This window comes from Mesorhizobium sp. LNJC405B00 (genome assembly GCF_000502615.1).
Classification (GTDB): domain Bacteria; phylum Pseudomonadota; class Alphaproteobacteria; order Rhizobiales; family Rhizobiaceae; genus Mesorhizobium.
The window spans coordinates 557,854-576,375 of record NZ_AYWC01000002.1 but is presented as its reverse complement, the minus strand read 5'-3'; the positions used below and the strand labels follow the sequence as shown (position 1 = coordinate 576,375).

The window sequence follows — 18,522 nt, the reverse complement described above, 5'->3', positions numbered from 1 at the left end:
GGTCATGGATCTCAAGATCGCCGCCCGGATGATAGCCGTTCTTGCCCTTGGCGCCGCCATGACCGCCGCCTTCATGGCGTTGCGCGGCAGCGGCTCGCAGGACGCGTCCTCCCCGCGCTCCGCGCATCCGGGCGGCGAGCCGGCAAGTGCAGAACTCGAACGATGCCGGGACATCGGGATGGCCGCGATGGCTGACGAGGCCTGCAGGAAGGTGTGGGCTGAGAACCGCCGGCGTTTCCTGCGGCCATCCCGGCCGGTGGCACCATACGCGGCACCGTCGATGGAGAAGGATCCGAGCCGGCTGCTGCCGCTACCGCCATCGAAGCTGACCGGCGCGGAAGATGAACTCCGTCCCAAGACGGTGGCGCCATGAACGACACCGGCGTCATCGACAGCTTCCTCGAAACCTTTACCCGCTACATCGATTCCGGCTTCGGATTGCTCGGCGGCGAGGTGGCCTTTCTCACTTCAACGCTGATCCTTATCGACATCACGCTCGCTGGCCTGTTCTGGGCCTGGGGAGCTGACGAGGACGTGCTGCACCGGCTGGTCAAGAAGACGCTCTACATCGGCTTCTTCGCCTTCATCATCGGCAACTTCAATCGTCTCGCCGGCATTGTATTCGAAAGTTTTTCTGGGCTCGGTCTGAAGGCCGGAGGATCGGCGCTTTCGGGATCGGCACTCCTGCAGCCAGGACGCGTCGCGCAGGTCGGCATCGACGCCGGCAATCCGATCCTTGAAGCCGCCAGCCAGCTGATGGGCTACGTCTCGTTCTTCGAGAATTTTGTCCAGATCGCCGTGCTCATGATCGCCTGGGCGATCGTGCTGATTGCCTTCTTCATCCTCGCTGTCCAGATCTTCGTCACGCTGATCGAGTTCAAGCTGACGACGCTTGCCGGCTTCGTGCTGATCCCCTTCGCACTGTTCAACCGGACCGCGTTCCTTGCCGAAAAAGTGCTCGGCAACATCATCGCCTCTGGTGTGAAGATTCTTGTACTCGCAGTCATTGTCGGCATCGGATCGGGCCTCTTCGGCGAGTTCACCCAAGGCTTTGGCGGGGATCAGCCGACGATCACGGATGCGCTGTCGCTTGTGCTGGGCGCGCTGTCGCTGATGGGGCTTTCGATCTTCGGTCCCGGCATAGCGACAGGCCTCGTCTCCGGTGCGCCACAGCTTGGTGCAGGCGCCGCTGTTGGAACAAGCCTCGCCGCCGCGGGCCTTGGCGCCGCCGGCGCAGTGGGCGCCCGTGCCGGACTGAGCGGCGCAGCGGGCGCGGTCAGTGCTGGTGGGCGGATGTCGGCAGCCGCAGCGCGTGGCGGCGCGCATCTCGCCGGCAGCACCTCGACCGCCTGGGGACTTGCCACAGCCACATCCGGACAGAGCGGTGCAGGCTCGATCGCGGCCGGCATGGCCGGAGTAGCCAAGGCGACTACCGGAGCTGCCGTCCAGCCGGTGAAGCAGGCGGTGTCGCGCGCGGCTTCAGCCCTGTCGTCCAGCCACCAGGCCGGCCGCTCTGCCGCATGGACCGCGACCGGTGGAGGCGAGTCATCGGCGGCAACCTCCTCAGGTCATGTGTCGAGCGCTGAATCCGTTCCTGGATCGCCGCCAGCATGGGCCGCTCGAATGAAGCGCGGCCAAACCATGAGCCACGGCGCCAGCATGGCCGCGCACTCCGTCCGCTCCGGCGACCAAGGCGGCGGATCGATGAATCTTTCCCTCAATCAGGACGATCGCCTATGAAGCTCTTCAAACGACCATCCGTTCGTTATGGAAAAACGCCTCAGCCAGAAACGCCATACCAGCGGGCGGCCCAGGCGTGGGACGACCGCATTGGATCGGCCCGCGTCCAGGCAAGAAACTGGCGGCTGATGGCCTTCGGCTCGCTCGTGCTGGCCGGCGGTTTTGCATCCGCTTTGGTTTGGCAGTCGGTGCGCGGTTCCGTGGTTCCCTGGGTCGTTCAGGTCGACAAGCTCGGCGAGCCGCAAGTGGTCGCTTCAGCTGTCGCCGACTATCGGCCGACCGACCCGCAGATCGCATGGCATCTCGCCCGCTTCATCGAGCAGGTCCGAAGCATCTCGGACGATCCCGTCATTGTCCGCCAGAATTGGCTGCGCGCATACGACTACACGACCGACCGCGGCGCCGTTTCTCTCAACGACTATGCTCGCTTGAACGACCCTTTTGCCAAGGTCGGCAAGATCCAGATCGCGGTCGAGGTCTCCAGCGTTATTCGCGCCTCGCCGGACTCGTTTCGTGTCGCCTGGATCGAGCGCCGCTACGAGAACGGCAGCCTGGCCAGCAGCGAGCGCTGGACCGCCATCCTCACCATCGTCACTCAACAACCACGCGATGCCGACCGGCTGAAGGCCAATCCGCTCGGCGTCTACGTCAACGCCATCAACTGGTCAAAGGAGCTTTCATGATGTGTGCGGCTTGGACAGGCAAAACGACGGGACACACTTACCGCCACATCACGAAGGCGCGGGTATTTGCGGTGGCATTGCTCTCTGCAACAGCGCTCGCCGGCTGCGCCTCGAAGAAATACCTTCCGCCAGAGATCGACTACGACGATGCGTTGCCAGCCGTGCAGAAGCTCGATCCGCCTGGTGCGGTGAAAGTGGTGGAATTGCCGAAACCGCTTCCGCTTCCCGGCCAGTTGAAGCCGGTGGAGACCACCAAGGGGAAGCCGGAACCGACCGATCCGAGACAGCGGATCAGCCAGGCGAATGAGGCCGCTCGAATGCAGCCCGTCCGTAACGGTTTCGTCAACGCGATCCAGCTCTATCCCTGGAGCGAAGGCGCGCTCTACCAGATCTATGCCGCGCCCGGCCAGGTCACCGATATCGCCCTGCAGCCGGGAGAGCGGCTCGTCGGCTCCGGTCCTGTCGCCGCCGGCGACACCGTGCGGTGGATCATCGGGGATACGCAGAGTGGGGCAGAAGAGCGGCTTCAGGTCCACATTCTCGTCAAGCCGACGAGGCCCGATCTCCAGACCAACCTCGTCATCAATAGCGACCGTCGCACATATCATCTCGAGCTGCGATCGACCGAAAAGACCTACATGGCCTCCGTGTCCTGGCAGTATCCGCAGGACCAGCTGATCGCGCTGCGGCGGCAGAACGCAGAGGCTTTCGCCGCCCAGCCGGTCGCCGCGGGCGTCGACATCCAGAAACTCAATTTCCGCTATCGCATCCAGGGCGACGCCGCGCCCTGGAGACCGCTGCGTGCCTTCGATGACGGCGCAAAGGTCTATATCGAATTCCCGTCGGGCATAGGCCAGGGGGAGATGCCGCCGCTCTTCGTCATCGGGCCTTCGGGTGGCTCCGAACTGGTCAACTACCGCGCCCGGCAAAACTACTATGTCGTCGACCGGCTGTTCGCCGCGGCAGAACTGCGGCTCGGTGACAAGACGAGCGAGAAGCGCGTTCGGATCGTTCGAACCGATGGGCGGCCGCAGCGCGGCGTGGGGCTGTTTCGATGAGCGACGCCGCAAACGTCCCCAACCAGGACATCCGCGCTGAATTGCGCCTGCGACCCGAAGCCACGCGGGTGACGCGACTGTCGCGCAAGGTGCTCATCGGCTTGGGAGGTGCCGCTAGCCTCACGATCCTTGGCACGCTGATCTGGGCGCTCGACACCGGACGGCGGGGCAGCGAGCAACCCTCGGAGCTATTCACCATCGAAAACCGCGCGGCGGCTGACGGGCTGAAGACACTACCAAAGGATTATTCCGGCGTCCCGAAACTGGGTCCCGCGCTACCCGGCGATCTCGGCCGGCCGATTCTGCGCGCGCAGGAGCGGGGGCAGCCAGTCGAGGTGCCGAACATCAGTACACCGCATGCCGATCCGGACGAGCAGCGTCGCCTGGCAGAGATCGAGGCCGCGCGCGTCGCCAGGCTGTTTACTGACACCAGTATAAGCGAACGGTCCGTCCAGAGAATGCCGGCGGCGGAACCGGCGAATAGCTGGATGTTGGCTGCCGCACCACAGTCGTCCGATCCAGGCTCATTTCAAAACATGCAGGACCGCAAGCTCGCCTTCGTCAACGCCGAGCCGGATCACCGCACGGTCAGTCCCGATCGTCTCGCCGGGAAGGCCTCGCCCTATGTCGTGCAGCCAGGCACGGTCATCCCAGCGGCCCTCATCACCGGCATCCGTTCCGACCTGCCGGGCCAGATCACCGCTCAGGTCACAGCGAACGTCTACGACAGTCCGACAGGATCCTACCTCTTGATCCCGCAGGGCTCGAAACTGATCGGCCAGTACGACAGCGAGGTCGCCTTCGGACAGTCACGCGTGCTGCTGGTCTGGAATCGACTGGTCATGCCCGATGGCACGTCGATCGTGCTGGAACGCCAGCAGGGCGCGGATGCGCAAGGGTTTTCGGGGCTGGAAGACGAGGTCGATCGTCACTGGGGTCAGCTCTTCCGGGCGGCGGCGCTCTCGACCCTGCTCGGTATTGGGACATCGCTGGGTTCCAGCAGCGACGAAAGCGAAATCGCCAAGGCCATCCGCGAAGGCGCGCAGGATTCGGCTTCCAATATCGGCCAGCAGATCGTACGCCACCAACTCGATGTCCAGCCGACGCTCACCATCCGGCCCGGTTTTCCCGTCCGTGTCGTCGTCAATCGGGATCTTGTGCTTGCGCCCTATGGAACGGCGGAGCATCCGTCATGATCAAACTGAAACTCTCCGCCATACCCGATGAGCGACCAGTCAGGATCACGGTAGAACTCCCTGCTACCGTTCATCGCGACCTTGTCGCCTATGCCGAAGTGCTCGGCCGTGAGACGGGCCACGCAATCGCCGATCCGGCAAAGCTGGTCGTGCCGATGCTCGCACGGTTCATGGCGACGGACCGCGCCTTCAGCCGGTCCCGCCGCGAGGTGAGGGGTCGCTGACAACCATTCGCCTCTCGGTCGACATTGGAAGCGTATGACGCATGTCGAGAAGCCGGTACCGGATCTGAATGTCCGGGCAGCAATGCCTCACGACAGAAGGCGGCAACGGCAGGGACAACATTGGCTCTTGAATGTCAGAAAAAGATAGCCTATTTTCTGACACATGAAAACGAGAGCTTTTTCAGCGCCAGACCGCATTATGAGGCGCGCCCGTGCAGGCGGGCGCGGCAGTGTCTTCACGCCAAGCGATTTTCTCGACGTTGCCGGCCGTGCAGCGGTCGATCAGGCTCTGTCGCGCCTGGTTGATGGCGGCAAGCTGCGCCGCCTGGCCCGAGGTCTTTATGATTTCCCCAAGATGCACCCAAAGCTTGGCCCGCTGTCGCCAGCTCCCGACGACGTGGCAGAGGCATTGGCACGTGAGACCGGATCGGTGGTACAGATCGCTGGAGCCCGGGCCGCCAATGCCCTCGGCCTGTCGACCCAGGTTCCGGCAAAAAGCACCTATCTGACCGACGGCCCGTCGAAGCGCGTCGTGTTTGGAAAGCGAGTCGTCGACTTGCGTCACGCCTCGCGCAAGCACCTGATCGCGCCTGGCAGCCCAGCCGGCACCGTCGTCCAGGCTTTGCGGCACCTTGGCGTGGTGCGGGCCACCGATGTCGCTCGAGTGGCTGCCCGCAGGCTGTCCGCCAGCGACAAGAAGATGCTCGCCAACAGCGCACTCCAGGCTCCCGCATGGATGAGGCCAACTCTGGTGTTCATCGCACAGGATGCGTCCGGGATGGTCGATGGATAAGGTCGCTGTCTCAAGCCGCTCCGATCGTTCAGCGTTATTTGGACAGACCGGAGCGGCGCTTGGCGTCGCCAACACCATAGTCGAGAAAGACTTCTGGGTTTGCTGGACACTGAAGCGTCTGTTCGAGTTGCAGAAAGAGGGCGCAGCTACCCTCGTGTTCAAGGGCGGGACGTCGCTGTCCAAGGCATTCAGCGCAATTCGCCGTTTCTCCGAGGACATCGACCTGTCGTTCGATCATGCGGATCTCGGCTATACCGGCGATCGCGATCCCGAGCAGGAGGGCCTCAGCCGAAAGGCGGCGAGGAAGCTCATCGAGACGCTCGCTGCTGACGTCGAAAAGCACATCGCCGAAACGCTCCTGCCGGCTCTTCGCAAGGCCATTGCAGCCCACCTTGGCGACCCTGCTGAGGGAAGATGGTCCCTGGAGATCGACGCCGAAGAGCCCCAAACCGTCAACTTTCATTACCCAACCGTTCTTCCGGATCTCGAGTACGCGGAGATGGCCTACATCACGCCCAGGGTGAAGCTCGAATTCGGCGCCCGGGGAGACCCATGGCCCACGGAGCAGCAGACCATCCATCCATATGCGGCTGATGAATATCCCGACTTCTTCGAGGATCCGTCCTGCACGGTGACCGTACTGTCTGCGCGACGCACATTCTGGGAAAAAGTCACGGCGCTGCACGCGGAGGCCCACCGATCTGCCGACACGCCGATGCCGCCATATTTTTCACGACACTACTACGACATCGCGATGCTTCTCGAAACCGACCACGGGAAGGCCGCGGCGACTGACTTTGATCTCCTTGAGCAGGTGTCCCGGCACAAGGCTCTGTTCTTCCGATCAAGCTGGGCAAGCTACGACACGGCCCGGCCCGGCACATTGCAGCTGATGCCTTCGGAAGCGAGGCAAAGGGAGTTGCGCGCAGACTACCGCGACATGGCACCGATGATGTTCGACGAGAGGCCATTGCCATTCGACGAGATCCTGGCCCGGATCAAAGAACTGCAGGACAGGATCAACGCGCCGTCGCGATCAAACTGAAATTTCTCCGCCATTCCCGATAAATCGAGGGACAAGATCGCGGTCGAACTGCCCGCCGTTTGCTGCGATCATGTCGCTTATGCCACGGCCGGGTGACCTGAAGGTCGGCTGAACCGGGCCCTTGTGTGTCGACATACGGGCCTCACGGTGCATGATACCGTATCCGCAGAGACGCGATGAAAGCAGCCAGCACCGGATCTGAATTGTCTGAAAGCCAGTTAGCGAAGTAGCGGGTTCGCACTGGGTGGCCTTCGTTGCAAAGCCTGGCGAACGCGATCCCATTCGCCGATGGCCCCGCCTCATTCTCGGGAACAACCGCGATCCCCATGCCTTCGCGGACCAGGCCGAGCAGGGTCTCCCGGCTCACATCGTTATGGACAATTGGCAGTGATTCGCCGGCGATGGCCAATCCTGTAAAAAGGATCGTGTCCGCCGGGTGTGCGTTCGTCAGAACCCTGTGGCCTTCAAGTTCCGCCCATTCGACTATGGCGCGCTCCGCGAGTGGATGATCGGTCGTAACTGCCACAACGAGGCGACTTCCCCGGAGTTGTAGACTTGAGCCGGAGCAGTTCCGGAGCCTGCCCGTTACAATTGCCAGATCGATCGCCCGCTCATTCAGCGCTTTCGCAAGTTCGTCGCGACTCGTCTCTACGAAACGAATGGCGACATCCGTCCTGTTGCGAACAAAATCGGTGGCCGCATGCAAAAGTTCTCCGGTATGGAGCGAAGCATCGAAGCCAATCGACAGGCGCCCTGCTTCTCCTTTCCCTGCTTTCTCGACCATGGCGAGCGTACGATCAAGGTCGTCCAATACGCGGCCGAGATTGCTCAGGAACCGTGCACCAGTCGGTGTCGGCAGGACTCCAAATGGATGGCGCTTGAACAGGATGACGCCTAGCGTGAGTTCAAGGTCACGGATGCGCCGACTCAGCGCCGAGTAGTGGATCCCCATACATCGGGATGCGCCGAGAATGCTGCCTGCCTCGGCAATGACAAGAGCGCTGCGTAGCGTGGTCAGCTGAATTGAGCGGCGCATGCCCTGGCCCCCCGCAGTCGTCAAGCGCTCGGCCAAGGTTACGGACCCCGCGCCTCCTGGAGTTTTGCGAGGGTCCGCCTGTCGAAGCTCGCCGTGACGGCCAGCGTCTCCTCGCCCTCGATGACCAGTGGACGTCCGAGTGGCACGACACGAAAATGCAATTGCACCAGCCGAAGGAGCCAGAGCGGATTCATCTCGATGATGATCGTGTCGATGCCGCGGTCGAGACCCCACTCAACAATTCCCGACAGCAGGGCATTCGCGACAGGGCTCAGCATACGACCGCGCTCGCGGCGGCCGGCTTCGACACAGTAGCGCGTCCACTCCCAGATATTCGGGCCAACCGGTTGCTCTTCCTCGCAGAGTTGCGGAAGCACATCCGACAGAAGATGCGGCCGCGTCGACGGGAGCATGCGCTGATAACCAACGACACGGCCGTCCTCAGTAAACAGCATGTGGACTGCATTCTCGTCGTCGAAACGATCAATTTCGCGGCCGTCGTCTCGCCGCAAGGCGGACCATCCCTTCTCCTCGACAAAGACCTTGTGGCGAAGCCTGAAAGCTTCGTCCATTTCCACATGATAGGTGTCGGCGTTTTCGGATGTAATGATATGGAGCATCTGTCGTCCTTCAGAATTGAGGTCGACCGACTCTGGACAGTTCATCCGCGTCCGGACATCACGTGATCCCGTGAGATCGCTCAGCTTATCAAGCCAAGCCTGAACGCCTCCGCTACGGCGTGGATGGTGCTTGTTACGCCCAGTCTCTCGCGTACCGCGCGCAGATGGGTGTCCGCAGTGTTGCTGCTGATGGTCAGGCGCTCGGCGATCCCGTCTATGGTAAGGCCCTCTGCAGCCCAGCGTAAAACATCGCGCTGCCTGCCCGACAGATGGACGTGGTCACGAGGCCGTTCTCCATCAACAAGTACGATGGCCTGGCCCAACGCGCAGGCCGCTATCAGCTGGAGTACCTGGTCAAGTCCTGGCTCAACTTCCAGGCGCTCGCCGGCGACCGAAAAGCCAACCATCTTTCCTTCAAGCGTTCTCAGCGCAATGGTCAGCCCTTCCCGCAAGCGAAAATCCATCGCCTCCGCCATGACCCTGCTGCCGATCCCATCATCCTGGCAAAGCTCACAGGCTTCTCTCCACAAGAACGGTGGGCTGTCGCGACAGACAAGTCGTATCGTCGGATCATGGAAGAGATAGCCGCTCGAAAAATAGCGCAATGCCCACTCCTTTGGCCAGGTCTCGAGCAGCACATGCGACAACTGCTCGCGCCGCGACGAGCCTGGCGGAGGTATCTGACCGGCAAGCAGGTTTGTCGCTCCAAACCGGCATGCATAGGCGAGGAAACAGTTGGAGACGTCATCGGTTGATCTGCTTTGACGGAGCCGCTCCAGGACGTCGTATGTGTCGTCAAGCCGACGCCGCCAGTTGCGGGTGTTTCCATCAGCATGGATCTTCCCGGTTCGCCTCAACTTGTCACGCATCGCACCATCCACTCCGGCAGGCTACCCCGGGATCATGGCTGCAGGACGCGACATGCTGCAGCCAGCGCCGGCTCGTGGAGCGCGAACCTCGTAAGGCCCGAGCGGGACGATCTCGAAATCAATCATCCCTGCATTGCGCCAACGCAGCGATCCCGAGCAGGCCGCTGCTGTCTCCAAGGCCCGCCGGTACAACCGGAACAGATTTGAAGGGACCCATCGCATTCCTGTCGATGACGGCTCGGATCCTCTCGCTCATGAGTTCAAAACCCTGCGAGACGCCGCCTCCCATGACGACAAGATCCGGACTGAAGAGGTGAATCAGCCCCGTAAATCCTATTCCGAGGTATTCGGCCTCTTCATCGATCAAAGCCCGACACACCTCATCACCTGAGCGCGCGCCTTCGACAACGTGTCGAGCGGCAACATCTCCTGTAACACGCCCAAGATATCCCAACGGATGCTCTTGCGCTTTGGCCTGGGCCCTGTTTCCCAACGCGGTGCCGGATGCGAAAGCCTCGAAGCATCCGATTGCCCCGCACGAGCAGCGCGGTCCGTCCTCGGCCATCCGGAAATGCCCGACATGGCCACCCATGCCGCGCCTCCCGTGCATGAGGCGTCCATCGACGACGACGCCGCCGCCAAGGCCTGTACTGACAGTTGCGTAAACCATGTGATCGTGGCCTCGGCCGGAGCCGAATCGCCACTCTCCGTAAGCCGCCGCTATGCCGTCGTTCTCGACCACGACGGGTAGATCGAATTTGTCCCGTACGGCGTCGCGCAGTCGAAATCCTTCCCAGCGCGGCAACGTCGGGATCTCGATGATCTCCCCGGTGGTACTATCGAGCGGACCTGGCGCGCAGATGCCAATTCCCGCGATAGCGGCCTTGCGATGACCTGAGCAAACCTCATCCATCAGCATCCAGAATTGCTTCAGAACGCCTTCCGGCCCATCGTTGGCGTTGGTAGGCTTGGACTCCCGTGCAAGAATCCTTCCATTATCTACGAGCGCAGCCCTTACCTGGGTTCCCCCAAGATCGATGCCCACTGTGAGTTTGCTGCTCATCGACCCTCTCCCTCGGAGAGAGACTTCAGCCATGCCATCCGCGCGGCCAGATCGTCCGCCTCGAAAGCCAGCGACCCCATCACGACCGTCTCGGCGCCCGCCCATCGCAACTCGGGAACCGTGCTGGATCGAATGCCGCCATCCGCGGCAAGGATAATGCGCCTGGCACCATTCGCGGCAACCAGTCGCTTCGCATCCGCGATCCTGGAGCAGGCCCTTGGATCAAGCGCCTGCCCTTTGACGCCGATCGCAGTACCAAGCAGCGTGACCATCGCCAGGCGGTCAAGAAATGGCGCTGCCGCCTCGACCGGCGTGTCGATCTTGAGGACAAGACCGGCAGCGACATCTCGTTCGGCCAGCATGTCCAGCGCTGGCGCTATGGCCTCGCCGTTTTCGGCATGGATGCTGATCAGGTCGGCTCCAGCTTCGGCGAACTGCGAGACCTGATCAAGCAGGATCTCGTTCGTCGCCATGAGATGGACATGCAGGGCGACGTCGGTTGCCTGCCTGATCCGCGCCACAAGGTCGGGGAAGAAGAGCAGGGAAGGTGCGAAATGTCCGTCAGCGACGTCCAGGTGATAGAGGTTCGCGTGATCCCGCGTCGCGTTCAAAGCCTCGCCTAGCCGAAGGAGATCGGCCGACCAGAGCGAGAATTCCGCAAGCAGGCGGCCCGCCGGCAGCCGTCCAATGCGCGTTGCGCTTCCAGCGCTACGATCCGTGATCATTGCAGGGCTCCTTCTGGTACTGATCTCAGATGGCGGCTCAGGAAGCTCACGACCCCGGCACTGACTTCCCGGATGTGGGAGGTCCGGTCGTCAGATTTCGGTGTCACCTCCAGCAGTTCAGCACGTCCGATCAGGCCAGCGAGTTCGCGCGCATGCGACAAGGGGTGCGCGATATCTCGCTGATGTCCCACCACCAGGGTCGGCGCATCGATGCCCGCGATCTGAGCCTTGCTCAAGCCTGGACCGTCGCGCGCCACCGATGCGAGAAGCGAAGCTGTCCAGCTGGGGCGGTCGGGCGCAAAGAAGCTCAGCAGTGACGCGACATTGTCGGGAGCGTCGCCAACCAGAAACTCCGCCGAAGGCGAACGCTCGAAGGCGTGCCGCCCGGCCTCGGGACCCAGGTCTTGCAGCATCCGGGCGGCCTCGAGATAGAAGCGCAGATTTGGCGGAGCAGCGTCCCACAGCCATGCAGGGCGAGCCATAACCAGGGCGCGAACGCGGCGCGGCGCGATCACGGCAATACGCAGTGCTATTGCCGCTCCCATTGAAATTCCGCCGACGGCGAACTGCTCGATGCCGCGGGAATCGGCGAAGGCCAGGACGTCCTCGGCGAACACAGCAATGGCAAAACCTTCGGAAGGTCCCGGCTCCGAGCGCCCATGCCCGCGGCACTCGAGCGTCAGCCGCCGATAGCCGGGAAGGAGTGGAAAAACCTCCGCGACCTGCAAGTCGCTGGCGCCAAGGCCATGCTGGAAAATGACGGCCGGCCCGGACCCTTCGTCCACGCCGCTCAACACGGCATCGTCTCGTACGATCAGGTGCCGGCTCATGACTCCGCCCCCTCGCCACCTTGGAGGATGCCCGAGAGGTACCTGGCCACTTCGCCAGCCTCGTCAGATGCGAGGCCGTGCGTCACAAGGGGGCCATCAAATCCGACATGCTTCAGCTGGGAGATGAAGTCCCGAAAATCGACCACGCCCTTGCCGGCGGCTGCGAACGATCCATCCAGGCCACGATCCTTAGCGTGGGCTATGGCGATCCGGTCTCCGAGCAGATCAACCGCCGAGGCGATGATAGACTTGGGGTCTTGTCGGCTGGCGCACTCAAACAGGTTTGCAGGATCGAGGACAACAACAAGCCTCGGCGAGGCAAGGGCATCGATCAGCTGGCGCGCGCGCTCCGGCGTCGAGACGACATTCGCCAGTTCGGGCTCGATCGCGAGATCCACGCCATGCGTCTCGGCAAGGACAAGGGCCTGCTTCATCGAAAGGATGAGGTCGCGCCAGGCAGACGAATCCTCATTTTCAGGATGATGACGCCATTGGTCATCGGGATCCCGGGTTCCGGTGCACAACGTCACCAGGCGCGTGCCCATGCGAGGCGCGGCGGCGATTATCGCGCAGAGACGCTGCAGGCCATCCCGGCGCACCGAGGCGTCGGGATGGATCATGTTGTAGGTGCCGGATAATGCTGCGATCTTGACGCCGGTCTGGGAGCTTGCGCTCACGATCCGGTCGATTGCTGCGTCGTCGATCTGGCGGGGCAGCGAAGGAAGGCCGGCGCATGCCATATTGAATTGAACACAGGCATAACCCGCGTCCCTCGCCTGGGCGAGCACCGAGAGCGGATCGCCGCCCGGAAATGTTTTCGCGAAAATTCCAAGCTGCATCACACTGGCCCTGAAACATCGGCGAGGGCCACCGGGCACCTGGTTGCAACAGATCTTTCTATCGCCGCCATCGCCCTGACGGATGCGACACCGTCGTCGATGCTCGCCCCAACCATCTGCTTGCCATGGAGTACGACGTCGGAAAATGCCTCGACCTGGCGGCGATAGAAATGACCGTCCGCGCCCAGAGGACGATAGCTGGTCGCGTCGCTTTCACGGAAAATCTCGACATCGCTGGTCTTGAAGTACCAGGGGTTGTAGGTCTTGCCGACAACGCTTCCGTGCTCGCCATAGATTTGGAACCCTTCGTGCCAGTCCATGCGGACGGCCACGGTCAAATCGAGATGGCCAATGACACCGCTGGCAAAGGCCACATCGACGAACCAGCAATGGGCACCAAATCGTTCGTTGAGACGTGCTTCCACCTCAACGATATCCCCGGCGAAAAACCGCGCGGTGTCTACCAGATGACTGCCATGCGCAAGCATGAAGTAGCGCCTGAGATCGGCCTTGGGATTTTCCGTCGGTTTTCTGGCGAACGCGCTTTTCACCAGGAGCGGCTGCACTGCATCAGTCGTCGCATAGCGGTGGGTCGAGTCGCAGTACCAGGCCTTGAGCGCGAGAAGCTCGCCCATTTCGGTGTCGATGAAGGACTTAGCCGCCTGCAGGCCGGCGTCGAATCGCTTCATATGGCCGACTTGGAAGATTCTGTTTGCGCGCTGGACCACGCTCCGCAGTCCCTCGACCTCCTCCACCGAAATCCCCAGCGGTTTTTCGCACAGCACATGCTTGCCGGCTTCGAGTGCCCGTTGCGCGGCTTGCACATGAAATGCGTCGGAGGTGGCAATGATGACCGCACCTAGATCGGGATCGGCGAGCATGGCGTCGTAGTCGCAGAAGGTCCGCTGCGGCTTGTGCGTCCACGCCATCCGCTCGACGAGATCAGGGGCTACGTCGCAGATCGCATAAAGGTCGGCATTGCGCGCCTTTGTGCAGCTCTCGAAATGTGCAGCCTGGGCGATCGGTCCGCAACCGAGCACTCCGATCCGAAGGAGACGCGCTTCTTTTTCCGTCATTCGCATGGTCCTGACAATTGGGTTGATGACAATCGGGGTATTTCGGCTAGTCCGCTGATGCCGCCTCCAGCGCGATGGAGACACCCTCTGCGGCAATCATGTCGGTGAACTTCAGATAGCGGCGTACAAAGCCGCGGTTGCCCGCCAGGTCGAGACTGGCGAAGGCGTCGATCCGAAGCGTGTCGAGCGGGTCACCATTGCCGGCGACTTGCTCGGCAGGACTGATATGTGGCTCGTCGACGGCGTAGGCCGCTCCGGCCTCGTCGCGGCCGCGAAGGTAGCGGCGAAAGCAGGCCAGGACAAAGGCGAAGCGATCAATGTCCCTGCCCTGGTCAAGGCATGTGGCGAGCGTCTTGAACAGGAATGTGGGAAGCTTGACGGCGCCGTTTGCGCAGATACGCAACAGCTGGTCTCGAATGGCGGGGTTGGCAAAGCGGCCAAGCACCATCGATTTGTAGTCGCGCAGGCTTACGCCGGACGGCGCCATGAGGAGAGGCATGACGTCCCGTTCCATGAAGCGATCGAGGAGCTTCGCCAATGAGGGATCCGACAATGCCTGGTGTACTTCCCGGTAGCCGAGCAGCAGGGCAGGAAAGCATAGCAGCACATGCGATCCATTCAGCATTCGCCCCTTGATCACCTCGAAGTCGCGAACGTCGTCGCGCAATTCGACGCCCGCTGCCGCGAGATCCGGGCGACCCGAGCAGAAACGGTCCTCCATGACCCATTGGAGAAAGGTCTCGGCCCGCACGGGAAGCCGGTCGTCAATGCCCATCGATGCATTTAGGGTCGACCGGTCCTCGGGCGTAACCGCGGGGACAATGCGATCGACCATGCTGTTCGGAAAGGTGACATGGTTCTCAATCCAGTCGCCAAGGCCCGGATCCTTCGCGCGCGCAAAGGATAAGACGGCGAGCTTCGCTACGTCGCCGTTGTGGCGGAGATTGTCGCAGGTCATGATGGTGAACGGCCCTGATCCGCTGGCCCGGCGCCGGGCCAGCGCTTCCACGATGTGGCCAAAGGCGGTCCTCGGCGCATCAGGGTGGGTGAGATCGTGGACAACGTCCGGATGGGTCAGGTCGAATTCGCCGGTCGCCTCGCAAATATTGTAGCCGCCCTCGGTGATTGTGAGGCTCACAATCCGGATGCCGGGGTCTGACAGCGCCTCCAGCACCGCCTCCGGATTGGCCGGCGCATGCAGATACCGGATGATCGAGCCGATAACGCGCGAGGATCGGGCACCGTCGGGTGCGCACTCGGTCACTGTGTAGAGGCAGGACTGCTCTTCAAGATCCTTCGCCTTCCGCGCGGCGTCGGCGCCCTTGCCAAGTCCTACGCCGACGATCCCCCATTCTTGGTGTCCCGGCAGATGTAGGCAGCGATCAAGCACAAGGGCCTCGGGGCGCGGTGGAAGTTCCCCACGCCGATATGAACGATGCCTGCTCTCACACGAGCTCGTGCATAGCCGGGAACAACCAGTTCGCGAGGCAGCCGCGAAAGAGTTCCGCCGCTCAGGGATTGAAGTTGTTTAGACACCTTGCCGATGCTCCACGCTCATGGTCCAGATGCTGCTCGCGCAAGCCCTTGCGCGACGCGTGCCAAACGCGTCCGGCCCCCGCAATGGAGCCGGACGCGGCCGCTCAAAAGTTGAAGTCGTTGATGTTGTTCTTGGTGAAAATGAAAGGCGAGCCGAGTAGCACCTCGCTGCCATTCACCACTTTGAGTTCGCCAAGGCGGCCGGCCGACACCGACGTTGCGCCAGGCGCCAGCGTACCGTCAGCAACCGCCCGCATGACAAATGTCGCCGCATAGCCAAGATCGACCGGATTCCACAGAACGACGGACTTCACGCAGCCGCTCTTGACGTAGGGCTTCATCCCGTTCGGGGTCGTCAGTCCGACCACCGCCACCTTGCCGCAGCGATTGGCCTGGCTTACCGCTTCCGCCGCCGCGGGGGTTGCGATCGCGGTCACGGCGAACAGGCCTTTCACCTCATCGCCGTATTTGTTGAGCAGCGTCGACGCTTGGTTGAAGGACAGGACGTTGTCTTCCTGGGCCTCGACTGTCTCAAGCCACTTCATGTTGGGGTGGCATTTGGCGGCATAGGCCTCCATCTCCGCGATATAGCGCGAGTGGTTGGGAGCGGTGAGTGTCGAGGTGATGATGCCGAAGCCGGCATCCTCACCCGCTTCGGCTGCGAGGCTGTCGATCAGCGCCTTGGCCACGCCGTTGAACTCGGCCTGGTTGACGAACCATTGCCTGGAATCGGAAGTCGAGTTCGCGTCATAGCCGACCACGTTTATGCCGGCGGCCAAAGCCTTCTTGAGCACGGGCGCTATGGCAACCGAGTCGAGCGCGGCAAACAGGATGCCGTCGACGCCGCTTGTGATGTAGTTGTCGAGGAAGCTGATCTGTTGGTCGATATTGGCCTGCGTCGGGCCGTCGGTCTTGATCTCGACATTGCCGAGTTCCGCCGCGGCTTCCTGCATTCCCTTGGTCGTGGCGGCGAAATAGTCGATTCCGATCAGCTTCGGAATGTCGACGACCCTGATGGTCTTGCCTTTGCGCTCCGGAGCATTGGAAACAGCTGCGCCGTCATAGGGCTTGGCCACGACGTTGCCAGGCGAGCCGTCGCAGGGCAGCGGGTTGGTCGGCAGATCGTCAGCCCCGACCCAGGCGCCGGCAGATGCTGCGCCAGCCATGATCAGAAGCGACACGGCGGTCGCAAAAGCACGTTTCAGCATTTCAACTCCTCCATTGTTGTGCCTTCCGGACAAGGTCTTTGTCCGCTTCGGCGACACGCCGAACTCAACCCTCGCCATGGCGAAGAAACAGATTGCTCAGGAAAACGGTGGCGATCAGGACGGCACCGATTGCAACAACCGTGCCGTCTCCGCGCACGCCTGCAAGCGACAGGCCGCTCTTCAGCGCCTGTATGAGCACGAGGCCAAGAATGGTCCCGATCACCGTGCCGCGACCGCCAAAAATGCTGGTGCCGCCGAGAACCACGGCCGTGATAGCGTCGAGTTCGATGCCCGTCCCCATATCCGATCGGGTCGTCGTCACGCGCGACACGAATATCACCGCGGCCAGAGCGGCGGTGAAGCCGGACAAGCCGTAGATGGCGACCTTGACACGATCGACTGCAACGCCCGAGAAGCGGGCGGCCACCTCGTTTGAGCCAATTGCATATATTGCCCGCCCGGCCTTGGTTAGGCCCAACGCAACGGAGGTCAGGACTGAGACAAGCCCGAGTATCCAGACCTGTGAGGGAACGCCCGCGAGTTGACCCTGTCCGAGCATCATGAACCACTCGGGAAAGCCGCGCACCGAGCGAGCCTGGCTTATGCCCTCCGCCAGGCCCCGGTAGAGCGCCAGCGTCGCCAGCGTTGCGATCAGCGGCGGCACCGAAAAGCGGGTGATGATGATCCCGTTCGTCAGCCCCGCCAGCGTGCCTGCCGCGAGCGCGCAGGCAATCGAGACTGGCAGCGGCAGACCGGCGTCGCGCCAGAGAATCCCGAGCAGCATAGCGCTGAGGCCAAGAATGGAGCCGACCGAAAGGTCGATGCCGCCGCTGACGATCACCAGGGTCATGGCAAGCGAAACGAGGCCGATCTCGGCCATCAACCGGGCCTGGTTGAGGAGGTTGTCGATCGTAAAGAAGCGGTCGGAAAGCGTCGCCAACACCACCAGCGACAGGCAGGCCAGCAGCAGAAGGCCAAGCTCGTATTTCGCGAAAGCTGAGATTCTCATGAAGTGGCCCCGCTTCTCATTCGACGCGGCCGCGACGGGCGATGTCAGCCAGAACCGTCGCAAGGATCAGGAGCCCAACGATCGCCTTGAGCCAGTAGGCTGAGACGTTCACGAAGATCAGCGAGGAGCCGATCGCGGCGAAAAGCATTGCGGCGAGTGTCGAGCCGATCACCGTGCCGCTGCCGCCGAGAATTGATACGCCCCCGATCACGGAGGCGGTGATTATCGTCAGTTCCAGCCCGCTCGGCACGCTCGACTGTATGACCTGCAACTGGGTGGCGAAGAGGAGCGCCGCGACGCCGGCGAAGAAGCCATGCAGCGCGAATACTGCCAGCAGCGTTCGTGGCACGCGAATGCCCGCCGACCGCGCCGCCTCGGCGTTCCCGCCGACCGCATAGATGGCCCTGCCAAGCGCGGAATGGCGCATGATGAGTGCGGTTAGGATTGTCAGGCCGACCATGAGGACCACCGGCGCTGGCAGGCCCAGGAACTGCATGCGCGCCAGGAGAAACTCCTGCGGCAAATCCGTGATCCACACGCCATCCGTGACGGTAATCAGGGCGCCTCGCAGTATCGACAGCATGCCGAGCGTGACAACAATCGAAGGGATGCGCGCGTAGGCGACCAGGGCGCCCATGCAGGTGGTCGTGAGCATCCCCGCGACAATTGGCGCGGTCCAGCAGATCCAGACAGGGTAGCCGCGAACCGCGAGCGTTCCGGCAATAGTCGCTAGGACGCCGATCACAGCCCCGACCGACACGTCGATGTTTCCGGAGATGATTACGAGCGACATGCCGATCGCGGCAATGGCGACGTAAGCGTTGCCCGAGAAGATAGTGTTGAGATTGCTTTCGAGCAGGAACCTTGGATTGACTAAGGACGCGGCGGCGAAGATGGCGACCGTCGCAAGCGCGACGACAATCTCCTGCCCGTGGCGCATGCCGGCCATGGCGGACCAGGGCGATCGTGATG

At 62.4% G+C, this 18,522-nt stretch carries 20 protein-coding genes; 8 read left to right on the top strand and 12 right to left on the bottom strand.

All coding sequences use genetic code 11. The features are described from left to right. Window positions 1-4 precede the first annotated feature (4 nt). The 8 genes from trbK-alt to X756_RS158915 all read left to right on the top strand — a co-directional run bounded on the left by trbK-alt (window position 5) and on the right by X756_RS158915 (window position 6,739). A complete protein-coding gene (gene trbK-alt / locus X756_RS0133655) occupies window positions 5-373 on the top strand; it encodes a putative entry exclusion protein TrbK-alt (protein WP_023728939.1) in 369 nt (122 codons plus the stop codon). Further along, window positions 370-1,740 carry a P-type conjugative transfer protein TrbL gene (gene trbL / locus X756_RS158890; protein WP_023728938.1) on the top strand — a complete coding sequence of 457 codons (1,371 nt, stop codon included), beginning with the start codon at window positions 370-372 and terminating at the stop codon, window positions 1,738-1,740. Before trbK-alt ends, trbL begins: the two co-directional genes overlap by 4 nt. Beyond that, entirely contained in the window at window positions 1,737-2,423 is a 687-nt protein-coding gene (trbF, locus tag X756_RS158895) for a conjugal transfer protein TrbF (protein ID WP_023728937.1), read from the top strand. The genes trbL and trbF overlap by 4 nt, the downstream gene beginning before the upstream one ends. Beyond that, window positions 2,420-3,481, top strand: coding sequence for a P-type conjugative transfer protein TrbG (gene trbG, locus X756_RS158900; RefSeq protein ID WP_050589222.1), 1,062 nt, complete (start codon window positions 2,420-2,422; stop codon window positions 3,479-3,481). The genes trbF and trbG overlap by 4 nt, the downstream gene beginning before the upstream one ends. After that, on the top strand, window positions 3,478-4,677 hold the full coding sequence (locus X756_RS158905) for a TrbI/VirB10 family protein (protein ID WP_023728935.1): 1,200 nt from the start codon (window positions 3,478-3,480) through the stop codon (window positions 4,675-4,677). The genes trbG and X756_RS158905 overlap by 4 nt, the downstream gene beginning before the upstream one ends. Next, window positions 4,674-4,901, top strand: a complete 228-nt coding sequence (locus tag X756_RS0133650; RefSeq protein WP_031237862.1) for a DUF2274 domain-containing protein — start codon at window positions 4,674-4,676, stop codon at window positions 4,899-4,901. Before X756_RS158905 ends, X756_RS0133650 begins: the two co-directional genes overlap by 4 nt. Window positions 4,902-5,100: 199 nt before the next feature. After that, window positions 5,101-5,694 carry a DUF6088 family protein gene (locus X756_RS158910; RefSeq protein ID WP_031237861.1) on the top strand — a complete coding sequence of 198 codons (594 nt, stop codon included), beginning with the start codon at window positions 5,101-5,103 and terminating at the stop codon, window positions 5,692-5,694. Continuing rightward, window positions 5,687-6,739: a nucleotidyl transferase AbiEii/AbiGii toxin family protein gene (locus X756_RS158915; RefSeq protein ID WP_023728933.1), complete on the top strand. Its 1,053-nt coding sequence runs from the start codon at window positions 5,687-5,689 to the stop codon at window positions 6,737-6,739. Before X756_RS158910 ends, X756_RS158915 begins: the two co-directional genes overlap by 8 nt. 142 nt (window positions 6,740-6,881) lie before the next feature. Here the strand turns inward: X756_RS158915 and X756_RS158920 are convergent, their stop codons facing one another. The 12 genes from X756_RS158920 to X756_RS158970 form a co-directional block, all read right to left on the bottom strand. Further along, a complete protein-coding gene (locus X756_RS158920) occupies window positions 6,882-7,775 on the bottom strand; it encodes a LysR family transcriptional regulator (protein ID WP_156941336.1) in 894 nt (297 codons plus the stop codon). Between the two features lie 38 nt (window positions 7,776-7,813). Beyond that, entirely contained in the window at window positions 7,814-8,395 is a 582-nt protein-coding gene (locus tag X756_RS158925) for an acyl-homoserine-lactone synthase (protein ID WP_023728931.1), read from the bottom strand. A gap of 80 nt (window positions 8,396-8,475) precedes the next feature. Then, window positions 8,476-9,264 (bottom strand): LuxR family transcriptional regulator, encoded by a 789-nt coding sequence (locus X756_RS158930; RefSeq protein WP_023728930.1) that lies wholly within the window; start codon window positions 9,262-9,264, stop codon window positions 8,476-8,478. Window positions 9,265-9,382: 118 nt separating this feature from the next. After that, window positions 9,383-10,327, bottom strand: coding sequence for an ROK family protein (locus tag X756_RS158935; protein ID WP_023728929.1), 945 nt, complete (start codon window positions 10,325-10,327; stop codon window positions 9,383-9,385). Next, window positions 10,324-11,052, bottom strand: a complete 729-nt coding sequence (locus tag X756_RS158940; RefSeq protein ID WP_023728928.1) for a ribulose-phosphate 3-epimerase — start codon at window positions 11,050-11,052, stop codon at window positions 10,324-10,326. Before X756_RS158940 ends, X756_RS158935 begins: the two co-directional genes overlap by 4 nt. Next, complete coding sequence (locus tag X756_RS158945) at window positions 11,049-11,882, bottom strand: alpha/beta hydrolase (RefSeq protein ID WP_023728927.1); 834 nt, start codon at window positions 11,880-11,882, stop codon at window positions 11,049-11,051. Before X756_RS158945 ends, X756_RS158940 begins: the two co-directional genes overlap by 4 nt. Beyond that, window positions 11,879-12,721: a sugar phosphate isomerase/epimerase gene (locus X756_RS158950; protein WP_023728926.1), complete on the bottom strand. Its 843-nt coding sequence runs from the start codon at window positions 12,719-12,721 to the stop codon at window positions 11,879-11,881. The genes X756_RS158945 and X756_RS158950 overlap by 4 nt, the downstream gene beginning before the upstream one ends. Then, window positions 12,721-13,797 carry a Gfo/Idh/MocA family oxidoreductase gene (locus X756_RS158955; RefSeq protein ID WP_023728925.1) on the bottom strand — a complete coding sequence of 359 codons (1,077 nt, stop codon included), beginning with the start codon at window positions 13,795-13,797 and terminating at the stop codon, window positions 12,721-12,723. The genes X756_RS158950 and X756_RS158955 overlap by 1 nt, the downstream gene beginning before the upstream one ends. 46 nt (window positions 13,798-13,843) lie before the next feature. Further along, complete coding sequence (locus tag X756_RS01000000165215) at window positions 13,844-15,187, bottom strand: mannitol dehydrogenase family protein (protein ID WP_198019998.1); 1,344 nt, start codon at window positions 15,185-15,187, stop codon at window positions 13,844-13,846. A 250-nt stretch (window positions 15,188-15,437) separates the two neighbouring features. After that, window positions 15,438-16,541 carry a substrate-binding domain-containing protein gene (locus X756_RS158960; RefSeq protein ID WP_023728924.1) on the bottom strand — a complete coding sequence of 368 codons (1,104 nt, stop codon included), beginning with the start codon at window positions 16,539-16,541 and terminating at the stop codon, window positions 15,438-15,440. A 64-nt stretch (window positions 16,542-16,605) separates the two neighbouring features. After that, window positions 16,606-17,550, bottom strand: coding sequence for an ABC transporter permease (locus X756_RS158965; protein WP_023728923.1), 945 nt, complete (start codon window positions 17,548-17,550; stop codon window positions 16,606-16,608). Between the two features lie 16 nt (window positions 17,551-17,566). Beyond that, a complete protein-coding gene (locus X756_RS158970) occupies window positions 17,567-18,499 on the bottom strand; it encodes an ABC transporter permease (RefSeq protein WP_023728922.1) in 933 nt (310 codons plus the stop codon). Window positions 18,500-18,522: the final 23 nt, after the last annotated feature.

Coding starts and splice junctions, on each gene's coding strand:
- trbK-alt (WP_023728939.1), top strand. CDS start 5: ATGGATCTCAAGATCGCCGCCCGGATGATAGCCGTTCTTGCCCTTGGC.
- trbL (WP_023728938.1), top strand. CDS start 370: ATGAACGACACCGGCGTCATCGACAGCTTCCTCGAAACCTTTACCCGC.
- trbF (WP_023728937.1), top strand. CDS start 1,737: ATGAAGCTCTTCAAACGACCATCCGTTCGTTATGGAAAAACGCCTCAG.
- trbG (WP_050589222.1), top strand. CDS start 2,420: ATGATGTGTGCGGCTTGGACAGGCAAAACGACGGGACACACTTACCGC.
- X756_RS158905 (WP_023728935.1), top strand. CDS start 3,478: ATGAGCGACGCCGCAAACGTCCCCAACCAGGACATCCGCGCTGAATTG.
- X756_RS0133650 (WP_031237862.1), top strand. CDS start 4,674: ATGATCAAACTGAAACTCTCCGCCATACCCGATGAGCGACCAGTCAGG.
- X756_RS158910 (WP_031237861.1), top strand. CDS start 5,101: ATGAGGCGCGCCCGTGCAGGCGGGCGCGGCAGTGTCTTCACGCCAAGC.
- X756_RS158915 (WP_023728933.1), top strand. CDS start 5,687: ATGGATAAGGTCGCTGTCTCAAGCCGCTCCGATCGTTCAGCGTTATTT.
- X756_RS158920 (WP_156941336.1), bottom strand. CDS start 7,775: ATGCGCCGCTCAATTCAGCTGACCACGCTACGCAGCGCTCTTGTCATT.
- X756_RS158925 (WP_023728931.1), bottom strand. CDS start 8,395: ATGCTCCATATCATTACATCCGAAAACGCCGACACCTATCATGTGGAA.
- X756_RS158930 (WP_023728930.1), bottom strand. CDS start 9,264: ATGCGTGACAAGTTGAGGCGAACCGGGAAGATCCATGCTGATGGAAAC.
- X756_RS158935 (WP_023728929.1), bottom strand. CDS start 10,327: ATGAGCAGCAAACTCACAGTGGGCATCGATCTTGGGGGAACCCAGGTA.
- X756_RS158940 (WP_023728928.1), bottom strand. CDS start 11,052: ATGATCACGGATCGTAGCGCTGGAAGCGCAACGCGCATTGGACGGCTG.
- X756_RS158945 (WP_023728927.1), bottom strand. CDS start 11,882: ATGAGCCGGCACCTGATCGTACGAGACGATGCCGTGTTGAGCGGCGTG.
- X756_RS158950 (WP_023728926.1), bottom strand. CDS start 12,721: ATGCAGCTTGGAATTTTCGCGAAAACATTTCCGGGCGGCGATCCGCTC.
- X756_RS158955 (WP_023728925.1), bottom strand. CDS start 13,797: ATGACGGAAAAAGAAGCGCGTCTCCTTCGGATCGGAGTGCTCGGTTGC.
- X756_RS158960 (WP_023728924.1), bottom strand. CDS start 16,541: ATGCTGAAACGTGCTTTTGCGACCGCCGTGTCGCTTCTGATCATGGCT.
- X756_RS158965 (WP_023728923.1), bottom strand. CDS start 17,550: ATGAGAATCTCAGCTTTCGCGAAATACGAGCTTGGCCTTCTGCTGCTG.
- X756_RS158970 (WP_023728922.1), bottom strand. CDS start 18,499: ATGGCCGGCATGCGCCACGGGCAGGAGATTGTCGTCGCGCTTGCGACG.